Below are 12,059 nucleotides of genomic sequence, written 5' to 3'. Positions count from 1 at the left end.
TGCCCGGCCTAAGGATGCCCGGCCTAAGGATGCCCGGCCTGAGAATGCCGGATCGGTAATGGACGTGTTTGCGGACCTGCCCTTCGACCGGAATGGCGACCCGGTTTTCGGCGCGCCGTGGGAAGCCAGGGTGTTCGCGATGACCGTGAAGGCCCATGAGGCCGGTGTCTTTTCCTGGAGGGAATGGACGGACGCCCTTGGTGCGGAGCTTGCCAATGACGGAGAAAATGCCGGCTATTACGACCATTGGCTGGCGGCGTTCGAGACCCTGCTGACGGCCAAGGGCGTTGCGGCCGGGGGGCAACTGGCCGCCCTCAGGGACGCTTGGGAGGAAGCCGCCCATGCGACGCCTCATGGCCAGCCCATCGAACTCGACAAGGGGCTGATCTGAGATGGAATTGAAAGTCCCGCCTGCCATCGTCTTTCTGCTCGCAGCGCTCCTGCTGTGGGTGGGCGCCTGGCTGATGCCGCATCTGAGCATCGCCTTTCCCGGCAGACGGCTGTTCGCGGTGCTGCTGGTCCTCGCCGGGCTCGTTCCCGGCATTCAGGCCATCCTGGCCTTCCGGCGGCGGAAGACGACGACAAATCCGATGGCGCCGGACACCGCGAGCGTACTGGTGACCGACGGCGTTTACCGGTTCTCCCGCAATCCGATGTATCTCGGCATCCTGGCGCTGCTGCTGGCGGTGACCCTGTGGCTCGGAACGCTGACGGCGCTGATCATCGTGCCGGGCTTCGTCTGGTACATGACCGAGTTCCAGATCAAGCCCGAAGAGGAACGGCTCGGCGAACGCTTCGGCGCGTCCTATCGCGACTATCTGGGCCGGGTGCGCCGCTGGATCTGACGGTCGCCGTGCTGAGGGTCAGTCCCCCATGTAGAGGGCGCTCTTTTCCTTGAAGGCGTCCGCGGCAAACCGCAGGAAGGTGCGTATCCTGGAAACGTTTTTCAGGTCCGGATGGGTCAGGATCCAGATGTCGAAATAGGGCGCCGGTTCGAGGCCGGGCAAGCGGATGAGGCCGGGGTCCGGGTCGCCGAGAAAACACGGCAGCCGCCCGATGCCCATGCCCGCCTTCACCGCCGCGCAGTGAGCGATCATGTCGTCCGTGACCAGGGAAACATAAGCGCCCGGATAGCGGGCAGCGATATCCTTGGGAACTCCCCGCCCCCACCATTTGAAGGCGACACAGGCAAGCGGCGCCGGGTCGTGGCTGACACCCAGCGTGTCGCTGAATCTGCGCGCGAAGTCGCGGGACATGTAAAATCCCCGGCGCTGCCCCGTCGCCAGACGGCCGAAGAGGTTGGCGTCCGGATTGTTGGTCACGCGCACGGCGACATCGGCCTCGCGCCGGTGAAGGCTCAGCACCTCGTTCGCCGCGATCATCTCCAGCTCGATGCGCGGATGGCGTTCGGCAAACTGCTTCATGATATCCGCGAGCTGCACCTGGAACAGGAGCTGGGCGGCTGTGACCCGCAGGACGCCCTCAAGCTCGGTATCCTGCGCGGTGATGCGGGTGTCGAGCGCCAGGATCTCCGCTTCCATGCGCCTTGCGGCGGTAATCGCCTCTTCTCCGGCGGCCGTCGGCGTGAAGCCTTCCGGGAGGCGGTCGAACAGCCGGGTGCCCATGCGTCTTTCAAAGGCCGACAAGCGCCGGGAAACGGTGGAATGGGTCACTCCCAATCCCCGCGCCGCTTTCACCAGACTGCCCGCCTTGGAGACCGCGAGCACGAATTTCAGGTCATCCCAGTTATCCATGCTGTGCATATTTGCACATCTTCCTTCCGAATTTGAAGAATTTTTCGCAAGGCCCGTCTGATGTAGCCTGCGGACGTCATTTCAAAAGGAGACCGACATGACAGTTCAAGCCCTCGCGCTGATCACGATTACCGACAGGGAAACGCTCAGCATCTATCGCGACAAGGCGGCAGAAGCGCTTGCCAAACACGGCGGCAGCCTGATTGCCGTCGATCCGGAACCGCTGGTTCTGGAAGCTGCCGGCGAAACGCCCGACATCGCCGCCCTCCTGTCCTTTCCCGACCTGGAATCGGCCAGGGCCTGGCGGGAAGACCCGGAGCTCGCCGCCACGCACGCCTTGCGCAACAAGGGCGGCAAGTCGACGATCGTCATGCTGCCGGGCTGAGGCGAACGAGAGGCAGGGCTTTTGTTTGCGTAAGCTGACGTGTTCCGGTCGGCTCGATTATTCCCATTCGAGCCGGCCGTTATCGGCCCGAGGTCTGGCCACTGGCCTCCGATTTAGCCCTGCCGACCAATTATAAGGCGCTGGGAATCAATGCGTTTTCGCAGTCACCAGGCCTTCCGGCTCCAAAAGCCATACCCGCTTGCTCCCCTCTCCCCCCTTGAGGGGGAGATGTCCGTGAAACGGACAGAGGGGGGGTGAAGCGGTCCCGCGAATTCGGAAAAGCCGTTTCATTCCGAGAGGCTGCCCCTCTGTTTCCTGTCGGAGACATCTCCTCCTCAAGGGGGGAGACGGGAGCAAGTGCCAAGTCCGATTTCCGCCTGTTGCCTTCGCACCTGCCTGCGCGGAGGGCAAAGCCTTGTCCCATCGTCCATTCTTTAGGCGGCTTGCCTGTCGTTGGCCCGAAAAACCGGAGGTTTGTCCGCAATAACGTGGCACGAAACTTGCGATTACTCCCGAGGTCAAAGGACCGCATTGGGGGATTAACATGAGCGGAAACGCAGCGCGTCTAAGCGCAATTTCAACGATCACATCGACACCGCCGGTTGAATCGGGTTTCGATTTTGCTTCCAGCCCGACCAGCAGCGTCTGGGGCCAGAATGTTTTCAGCCTGAACGAGATGGAGCAGCGCCTTCCCAAGGCGATTTTCAAGTCGCTGAAAAACACCATCACATCGGGTGAGCCCCTGGACATCGACACGGCCGATGCCGTCGCCGAGGCGATGAAGACCTGGGCGATCTCGAAGGGCGTGACCCATTACGCGCACGTCTTTTATCCGCTCACGGGCCTGACCGCCGAAAAGCACGATTCCTTCTTCGATCCCGACAGCAACGGCGGAACCATCGGCACCTTCGCGGGCAAGGCGCTGATACAGGGGGAGCCCGACGGGTCCTCCTTTCCCAATGGCGGCATCCGCCAGACCTTCGAGGCGCGCGGCTACACGATCTGGGACGTGACGAGCGCTGCCTATATCATCGAGAACCCCAACGGGACGACGCTGTGCATTCCGACGGCATTCGTTTCCTGGACCGGAGAAGCGCTCGACAAGAAGACGCCGGTCCTCAGGTCGATGCAGGCGCTCAACAAACATGCGCAGCGGGTCCTGAAGTTCTTCGGCACCAATGGCCCGTTTGTCTCTTCCTCGGCCGGCGCCGAGCAGGAGTATTTTCTGGTCGACAATCATTTCTTCTACGCGCGCCCGGATCTGCTGGCTGCCGGCAGAACCCTTTTCGGGTCGCCACCGCCGAAGGGTCAGGAGTTTGACGACCATTATTTCGGCGCCATCCCGGAACGTGTGCAGGCCTTCATGTTCGAAGTCGAGCGCGAATGCTTCAAGCTCGGCATTCCGGCCAAGACCCGGCACAACGAGGTGGCCCCCGGTCAGTTCGAACTCGCCCCGGTCTATGAAATGGCGAATGTCGCGACGGATCACCAGCAACTGGTCATGACCACCTTGAAGAAGGTGGCCCAGAAATACGGCATGACGTGCCTGCTGCACGAGAAGCCCTTCGCCGGTGTCAACGGCAGCGGCAAGCATGTGAACTTTTCGATGGGGTCTCCGAAGGCGGGTAATCTGTTCGATCCCGGCGATACACCGGCGGAAAACGCACAGTTTCTCGTCTTCTGCGCCGCGATGATCTCGGCGGTCTACAAACACGCCAAGCTGCTGCGCAACGTCGTCGCCTCCGCCTCGAACGATCACCGCCTGGGGGCCAACGAGGCCCCGCCCGCCATCCTCTCCGTGTTCCTTGGCACCGAGCTCAACCAGGTGATGGAATCCATCGTCAACGGCAGCCCGGTGACCTCCAGGAAAACGCCGCTCAACATCGGTGTCGATGTGCTGCCGCAGATCCCGAAGGATTCCGGCGACCGCAACCGCACCAGCCCGATGGCCTTTACCGGCAACCGGTTCGAATTCCGTGCCGTCGGTTCCAACCAGTCCATCGCCGGGCCGATGGTCGCCATGAACACCATCATGGCGGAAGCGCTCGATGAAGCGGCAACGGCACTGGAGGCGTCCGATACCAGTACGCAGGAGAAGCTCGGCGCGGCCGTTGCGGCCTACGTGAAGACCGTCTGGCAGGACTGTTCGAGCGTTGTCTTCAACGGCGACGGCTATGCCGCTGAATGGCAGGTCGAGGCGGCAAAGCGCGGCCTTCCCAATCTTGTCGCGACGCCGGATGCCCTCGGTGTCATCAAGGAACAGACCTACACCGATCTGTTCGCCAAATACGGCGTCCTGTCGGAACGCGAACTGGACTCGCGCTACGAGGTCTATTCCGAGCAATATATCGCCAGCGTGAACGTCGAATCCAACCTGGTCGTGGAAATGGCCAGGACGATGATCTTCCCGGCGGCGGTGCGCTACCAGGGCGAACTCGCGGCAAGCCTCGTCAACCTGAAGGCATTGGGCATCGAGGCGGACCATGACACCCTTACCAAGGTGACCGGCCTCATCAAGAAGCTTCAGGATTCCGTCGCGGAGCTGGTCGCCCTGAAGGCCAGCGAGCACGACGCACAGAACGTCGCCGCCCACTGCTTCATGATCAAGGAGACGGTGCTGCCGAAAATGCTGGAAGTCCGCGGCTACGTGGACGCGCTGGAAGAACTGGTGGCCGACGACCTGTGGCCGCTGCCGACCTATCAGGAAATGCTGTTTATCAAGTAGGACTTGAGAAACGGAAATTGGGCCTGTGCGGCGGTGCGCGCCGGACAGGCCTTAAAAGCAGTGCTGCCCCTCACGCCACCGGCTTGACCAGCCGCATCCGCCACGTCACGCCCTTCTTGTCCGATACCAGACGGTAGTCGTCGAGCACGTCCCACTTCGCCGCGTCGTCGGTTGCCTGCCACAGGGCGTCGATCAGGCGGTTGGCGCCCGATTCGGGGCGTTTGGGGGAGTACATGGACAGGGCAATGACGCCGTCGGGTTTCAGGAAAGGACGATAGCGGGCGACGAGGGCGGCCGGGTCCTCGGCGAAATGCAGGACCTCGTTGAAGACGATTGCCGAGAAGGTTTCGCCTTCTTTTGGCTCGAACGTGTGCATGTCGCCGGCGCGCAAGCTCGCGATGGCTGGATCGACGTTGGCGATTTCGAGCGAGGCAGGGGAGAGATCCATGCCGACATAGCGCTTGATGCCCATCGGCTGCAGGCGCTCGTACAACAGCCCCTCGCCGCAGCCGATGTCGAGAACCTCGTCCATGGCGCCGGTCAGAGAGAGCCACATGCCGATGATGCCGTAGCGGCCACTTTCGGGCAGCGAGCGCAGGAAGGCCCAGCGCCCGGCTTCGTATTCCTCATCCCAGCCTTCGGCGGTGGTGGCGTTTTTCGACATGGTGTTTCCTGACGGCAAAGGCGGGCCGCAAAGCCCGCCGGAACGAATGGATTTTCAGTGCATCACTTATAGGGATCCGCCGCGTCGCGCAAACCGTCGCCGAGAAAATTGAACGCCAGAACCACGATAATGATCGGCAGCACCGGCGCCATCAGCCAGGGATAGACGGTGACCACGGAAATGTTCTGCGCCTCGTTCAAGAGAACGCCCCAGGAGACGGCGGGACGGCGCAGGCCGAGATTGAGGTAGGACAGCGCGGTTTCGCCCAGGATCATCGCCGGGATGGACAGGGTCGCCGAAGCGATGATGTGGCTGGTGAAGCCGGGCAGCAGATGGCGGGTGATCACCCGGCCGGGCTTGGCGCCCATGAGCACCGCGGCCTTGGCGTATTCCTCCTCGCGCAGGGACAGCAGCTTGGAGCGCACCGCGCGCGCCAGCCCCGGCCAGTCGAGCAGGCCGAGAATGATCGTCAGGCCGAAATAGATCCACACCGGACCCCAGGTGACCGGCAGCGCCGCCGAGAGCGCCATCCACAGGGGCAGTTCCGGCAGGGACCTGATGATTTCGATCATCCGCTGGATCATGTTGTCGAGGAAGCCGCCGAAATAGCCGGCGATGCCGCCGAAGAACAGCCCGAGCACGATCGAGATCGTCACGCCGACGATGCCGACCGTGAGCGACAGCCTGGCGCCGTAGACAAGACCGGAGAACTGGTCACGGCCGAGCCTGTCGGTGCCCAGAAGGAAAAGCGTTCCCCCTTCCGCCGGACAGAACAGGTGAAAGCCGGTGTCGAACAGCCCCCAGAATTCATAAGGCGCACCGCCGCAGAAGAAGCGGATCCGCTGCACATCGCTCGTATCGTCCGTGAAGACCCATTGCAGGGTCTCCATGTCGAGGGACGACGTCATGCCGTAGACGAACGGCCCGACCAGCCGGCCCTCGTGGAAGAGGTGAACCGGCTGCGGCGGCGCGTAAAGGTGGTCGCTGTCGCGCAGGTTCGGCGTATAGGGCGCGATCGTCTCGGCGAAGGGAACGCAGAGGTAGAACAGGATCAGGACGACCCCCGACCAGACCGCAAGCTTGTGGCGCTTGAACTTCCACCACATGATCTGCCACTGGGACGCCTGGAAGAAGCGTTCCTGCGCGGCCGTCATCTCCTCGGTGACGGCCGGATTGAACGGGGCCGGATCGACGTAATGTTCCACATTCCGCGCCGGGGTCTGGTCTTTCGCGCTCTTGTCTTTCTGGTCCATGCTCATGACGAGGCCCTCCCGCCGAGACGTATCCTGGGATCGAGGACCGCCAGCAGCAGATCGGAGATCAGCATCCCGATCAGTGTGAGCACCGCGACAAAGAGCAGGATGAAGCCGGAGAGGAACTGATCCTGCGACTGCAGGGCCGACAGCAGGACGGGACCGACGGTCGGCAGGCTCATCACCACGGAGACGATCACAGAGCCGGAGACCAGCGACGGGATCAGGTTGCCGATATCGGCGATGAACGGGTTGATGGCCATCCGCAGCGGATATTTGATCAGAAGCTGGGTTTCCTTCAGGCCCTTGGCCCGGCCCGTGGTGACATACTGCTTGTGCAGTTCATCGAGAAGATTGGCGCGCAGGCGCCGGATCATGGCGGCGGTTCCGGACGTTCCGATGACGATGGTCGGGATGATCAGATGCGCCAGCACCGACATCGCCTTGTCGAAGCTCCAGGGCTGGTCGATATATTGCGGCGCCATCAGGCCGCCGACGGACAGGCCGAACCAAAGATTGAAAAGATACAGCAGTATCAGCGCCAGCAGGAAGTTGGGCGTCGCCAGCCCGATATATCCCAGGAACGTGAAGCCGTAGTCTCCCCAGGAATATTGCCGGGTCGCCGAGTAGATCCCGATCGGAAAGGAGACGACATAGACGAAGAGGATCGTGGCGAAGTTGAGCACGACGGTCAGCGGCAGCGTCGGGCCGACAACCTGGTCGACCGGCTTGTCGAACTCGAACGACCAGCCCCAGTTGCCCTGGATGAGGCCGTCCAGACCGTGCGGTCCCGGCCACAGGCCGACCCACACGAAGTAGCGTTCGAAAAACGGCCTGTCGAGCGAGAACTCCCTGCGCAGGAATTCCAGCTTGGCGATGGAGGACTGTTCGCCGGTGGATTTCAGCGCCGCGATCTGGTTGGAAATATAATCTCCGGAGGGAAGTTCGATGATGAAGAATATCAGCAGGCTGATCACCAACAACGTCGGGACCATCATCAATATCCGGCGAAAAATATAATAAAGCACCTAATATCCCCTCTGCCCCGACCTTGTCCGCAGGGCAGTCCCCGGAACAACCTGTTCTCGAACGGACGCAGGTTACTCCAACATTTTTCAACCGATCAACCTGTCCGCTTTCTCCTGGCCTCATTCGAAAGCGATTTGATCCTGATTTATCCCGCTCAGGCAGCCCGCACTAAAGGTCAAATTCCGTTTCGACAGTATGACGTTTCCAAAACGACGGTAATCGTCGCGGTACGGATTTTCCCCGGCAGGCGTTTTAAGATGCGGACGTTTCAGGCTGAAGCGGCGGAACCGGCCGCCGCTTAATATCCATGCAATTCCGCGAACCCTGCCTCATTGCGCTCCGGGCTTAGTCGGCCTTGTAGAACTCATCCATGCGGTGAATGCCGAAATGCGCGCCCGGGTCCCAGCCGTAGATGCCTTCAAGCGGAACGTTCTCGATATCCTTGATCACCACCGGCTGGGGAACGCTGGAAACCAGACCGATATGGATGGTTTCGTCGGCGTGAATCTGCAGCATTTCCTCCCAGATCTTCGTCCGCTCTTCCGGCGTTCTGGAAGTGAGCCAGGAATTGTACAGTTCCATCAGGCGCTCGGCAGGTTTCCAGTCCGGCTTTTCGCCACCCTCGCCGCCGGTCTCGTAATAGTCACCCCAGGCATTCCAGCTCAACCTGTCACCATGCACCGGTGCGTAGTCTTCCGGCGGCATTTCGGAGGTCGGGATACCGTTCTCGAAGCCCCACCAGACGGACATGACCAACTCGCCGGTAATCGACCGTTCACGCATGTTGTCGCGCTGGCTCGGCTTCGCGAACAGCTCGACGCCGACCTCTTTCCACATCTCGGTGACGAGTTCCAGGGCATCGTCCTGCACCTGTTCCTCGCCCGCCGTCTCAACGATGATTTCCAGCGGACGTCCGTCAGGCATCAGACGGATGCCGTCGTCGTTACGTTCCGTCAGGCCGATTTCATCCAGCAGCGCATTCGCCTGTTCCGGATCGTAATCCGCCCACTTGGTCGTATATTCGGCCTTGTAGAGCGGGCTGGCGGGCAGAACGGTATCGTTGCCCGGTTTGCCGAGACCGAAGAACAGCACGCGGTTGAGCAGCTTGCGGTCGATCGCCAGCGACAGCGCGTGGCGGAAACGGGTGTCCCGAAGCAACTCGCGCCAGACCGGATCCTTGACCGTCATGTTCGGCTGGATCGTGATTTCCGACCCCTTGGTGTTTGCCCAGAGAGCCGTCGTGTAGTCGTTCTGCTTTTCGCCCTTCTTGAGCACGGTGATATCGGCAAAGTTGAGATTGCGTGCCTGAAGATTGCTCTCGCCCGCCTGGGACTTCGCCGGGATCAGCTTGCCGTCGGCAACGGTCATGACGACGTCGTCGATATAGGGAAGCTGCTGACCCTCGGTGTCGACCCGGTGGTAAAAGGGATTGCGTTCCAGAATGAACCGCAGATCGCTGTCGTCGCGCTTGCGCACCCAGGGCTGAAGGCTGGGAATATCGACATTCTGGGCGTTGTACATGTCGTCTTTTTTGTTGTGCAGCGGCGCCCAGCTGCGCGCCTTCACCTTTTCCGCTTCGCCGGCGATGAAATCAGGGTCGCCGTATTTTTCGTGAAACTGCTTCAGGTAATGCGCCGGACGGTAGATGAACGGCGGGCGCGCCTTGGCCAGTTCCGGCAGGAAAAGCGGGTTCGGATCGTCCCAGGTGAAGCGCACGGTGGTCTCGTCCAGAACCTCGAAGACGGGGGGCTTGCCGTTGACCTGAAGGAAGGGCGGCAGTCCGGAGGGGTTCAGGCTCTCGTTGCTGACGACGTCCTCGAAATAATACCGGATATCCTCGGCGCCGAAGGGGTGGCCGTCCGACCATTTGTGCCCCTTGCGGGTCTGCAGCGTGAAGATCCGGCCGTCCTCGACTTGCACGTCTTTCAGGATGTCCGGAACAAGTTCGAGCTGCTCGTCGTAGCCGACCAGGCGCGCATAGCCCCACACGTTGATCAGGCGGACATCCTTGGCGCGGCCGATCAGCGTGTCGATCGATCCGCCCTGCTTGCCGATCTGGCGGCCCTTGGCTTCAAGGTCCACGACCAGTGGTTCGGCGGGCAGCCGCTCCGCCACCGGCGGCAGGGAAGGATCGAGGCCCGGTGTTTCCTTCAGGTCCAGCGCGGCCAGCGGCCCCGCGATCAGTGCGGCGGTCAGGAACAGACCCGCCCTTAGAGAATTCAAAAGCGTCATGCTGCAGTCCCCTCAAGCGCCCCGGCATTCTTCAGGCCGGGTGCACAGACAAAATGATCCGGTTCCATTTCGACGAGTGACGGCTCGAGACCGTCTGTCAGGCGGAAGGGTTCCGGCCAAAGTTGCGGCTCCGATGCCCGTTTGGCATCGAGAGCGGCAAAATCCAGTTGCGCCGACAGGTCCGGTTCGGGAACCGCGGACAGCAGCGCCTTGGTATAGGGATGAAGCGGATTGCCGGTCACGGTGCGCGTCTCGCCCATTTCCACGAGGCGGCCGCGGCACATCACGGCAATCCGGTCCGCAAGGTAGTCTACCACCGCCAGATTGTGGCTGACGAACAGGTAGGTAAGATTGAGATCCCGTTTCAGATCCTGCAACAGGTTGAGGATCTGCGCCTGAACCGACACGTCCAGGGCGGAGGTCGGTTCGTCGCACAGGATGAATTCCGGATTGAGCGCGAGCGCCCGGGCGATGCCGATGCGCTGGCGCTGGCCGCCGGAGAAGGAATGCGGATAGCGGCGCAGGAAGCGCGGATCGAGACCGACCAGGTCCATCAGGCTGCGTGCGCGTTCCGCGCGCTCCTGCGGCGTGCCGATGCCGTGCACCTCGAAAGGTTCCATCAGGATATCGTTGATGGTCATGCGCGGATTGAGCGAGGAGAACGGATCCTGGAAAATCAGCTGCACCCGCCGGCGGTAATCCATCAGATCCGGCCCCTTCAGCTTGGCGATGTCTTCCAGTCCCTTGCCGCGGTTATAAAGAACCTTGCCGCCCTGCAGATTGATTGCCCGCAGGATCGCCTTGGCGGCTGTGGTCTTGCCGGAACCGGATTCGCCGACCAGCCCGAGACATTCGCCGCGGCGGATGGTCAGGTTGACGTCGTCAAGAGCGGTAAGGGTCTTGGCCTTGCCACCGAGAAGCGAGCCTTTGCGCAGGGTGAACGTCTTGGTGACATCGCGCATTTCCACCAGCGGCTCGCCGGGAGCGACGTCGCAATGCGGCCGGTTGCGGGTCAGATCCCCGGACTTCAGGATGATCGGACGGATCGGCACCAGCCGTTCGTCCCTGTCCATGTGGAAACTCGGCACCGCGTTGAGCAGGGCCTTGAGGTAATCGTGCTGAGGATCGGTAAAAAGTTGTTGGGCGGTGCCCTTTTCCATGATGCGGCCGTGGTAGATGACCGCGATCTCGTCGGCCATGTTGGCGACCACGCCGAAATCGTGGGTGATCAGCAGCACCGACATGCGCAGTTCGGCCTGGACCTCACGGATGAGCTTGAGGATATCCGCCTGGATCGTCACATCGAGGGCGGTGGTCGGTTCGTCGGCGATCAGCAGCGCCGGCCGGCAGATCATCGCCATGGCGATCATCGCCCGCTGCCGCAAGCCGCCGGAGAGCTCGAACGGATAGGTGTCGAGCGCCCGTTCGGGGTCCGGGAACTGGACCAGGCGGAGCATTTCCCTGGTGAGCTTTCGGGCTTGCGCGCCCGAGACATTGCGATGCAGAAGCGCCGCCTCGCCGATCTGGTCGCCGATCGTATGCAGCGGCGACAGGGAGGTCATGGGCTCCTGAAAGATGATCGCGATGCGGTTGCCGCGCAGATGCCGCATCCGCGGCCCCTTGCGCTCCAGCGTGGCGATGTCGACAGGCGGCTCGGCGCCGGTCGGGTCCGCCAGGATCACCTTGCCGGACGTGATCGCCGCCGCCTGAGGCAACAGACCCATGATCGTCTGGGAGATGACCGTCTTGCCCGAACCGGATTCCCCCACGAGCGCAACCGTCCGGTTTTCGGGCACCACGAACGACACATCGTCGACGGCCCGGATAAAACCTTCCGCTGTATTGAAATCTACTGTCAGTCCCTCGATCGAGAGAACATTCACCGCGCTTTTCCTTCCCGCCCAGGATTGTTTGCGAGTGGCTTACTAAGCCCATATTGCAATACAAAGACAACCAAAATCGCGAGAGGATAGCAATGCAGAAAAGCGGTGGCAGTGTCTGTGATTTGCATCACATT

The 12,059-nt window shown here is 61.7% G+C and carries 10 protein-coding genes; 4 read left to right on the top strand and 6 right to left on the bottom strand.

Going from position 1 to position 12,059, the window contains the following annotated elements; genetic code table 11:
• Window positions 1-58: 58 nt before the first annotated feature.
• A complete protein-coding gene (locus CLV41_RS10645) occupies window positions 59-391 on the top strand; it encodes a nitrile hydratase accessory protein (protein ID WP_103222294.1) in 333 nt (110 codons plus the stop codon).
• A 1-nt stretch (window position 392) separates the two neighbouring features.
• The gene (locus CLV41_RS10640; RefSeq protein WP_103222293.1) at window positions 393-845 is read left to right on the top strand and encodes a methyltransferase family protein; all 453 of its coding nucleotides are present in this window, start codon (window positions 393-395) and stop codon (window positions 843-845) included.
• Between the two features lie 18 nt (window positions 846-863).
• Here CLV41_RS10640 and CLV41_RS10635 read toward each other — a convergent pair whose 3' ends face one another.
• Window positions 864-1,763, bottom strand: coding sequence for a LysR family transcriptional regulator (locus tag CLV41_RS10635; RefSeq protein ID WP_208987429.1), 900 nt, complete (start codon window positions 1,761-1,763; stop codon window positions 864-866).
• Window positions 1,764-1,851: 88 nt separating this feature from the next.
• Here CLV41_RS10635 and CLV41_RS10630 point away from each other — a divergent pair, with 88 nt between their 5' ends.
• Window positions 1,852-2,139: a DUF1330 domain-containing protein gene (locus CLV41_RS10630; RefSeq protein WP_103222292.1), complete on the top strand. Its 288-nt coding sequence runs from the start codon at window positions 1,852-1,854 to the stop codon at window positions 2,137-2,139.
• A 544-nt stretch (window positions 2,140-2,683) separates the two neighbouring features.
• Window positions 2,684-4,864, top strand: coding sequence for a glutamine synthetase III family protein (locus CLV41_RS10625; RefSeq protein ID WP_103222291.1), 2,181 nt, complete (start codon window positions 2,684-2,686; stop codon window positions 4,862-4,864).
• 70 nt (window positions 4,865-4,934) lie between these two features.
• Here the strand turns inward: CLV41_RS10625 and CLV41_RS10620 are convergent, their stop codons facing one another.
• The 5 genes from CLV41_RS10620 to CLV41_RS10600 form a co-directional block, all read right to left on the bottom strand.
• Entirely contained in the window at window positions 4,935-5,546 is a 612-nt protein-coding gene (locus CLV41_RS10620) for a class I SAM-dependent methyltransferase (protein ID WP_208987428.1), read from the bottom strand.
• Between the two features lie 44 nt (window positions 5,547-5,590).
• Window positions 5,591-6,787, bottom strand: coding sequence for an ABC transporter permease (locus CLV41_RS10615; RefSeq protein WP_103222289.1), 1,197 nt, complete (start codon window positions 6,785-6,787; stop codon window positions 5,591-5,593).
• Entirely contained in the window at window positions 6,784-7,809 is a 1,026-nt protein-coding gene (locus tag CLV41_RS10610; RefSeq protein WP_103222288.1) for an ABC transporter permease, read from the bottom strand. Before CLV41_RS10610 ends, CLV41_RS10615 begins: the two co-directional genes overlap by 4 nt.
• A gap of 346 nt (window positions 7,810-8,155) precedes the next feature.
• A complete protein-coding gene (locus CLV41_RS10605; RefSeq protein WP_103222287.1) occupies window positions 8,156-10,042 on the bottom strand; it encodes an ABC transporter substrate-binding protein in 1,887 nt (628 codons plus the stop codon).
• Window positions 10,039-11,925: an ABC transporter ATP-binding protein gene (locus CLV41_RS10600; RefSeq protein WP_103222286.1), complete on the bottom strand. Its 1,887-nt coding sequence runs from the start codon at window positions 11,923-11,925 to the stop codon at window positions 10,039-10,041. Before CLV41_RS10600 ends, CLV41_RS10605 begins: the two co-directional genes overlap by 4 nt.
• Window positions 11,926-12,059 lie beyond the last annotated feature (134 nt).

The sequence above is a fragment of the Roseibium marinum genome (genome assembly GCF_002906165.1).
Lineage (GTDB): Bacteria > Pseudomonadota > Alphaproteobacteria > Rhizobiales > Stappiaceae > Roseibium > Roseibium marinum.
The sequence above is the reverse complement of the archived record's forward strand: the minus strand, read 5'-3'. Positions and strand labels throughout refer to the sequence as shown.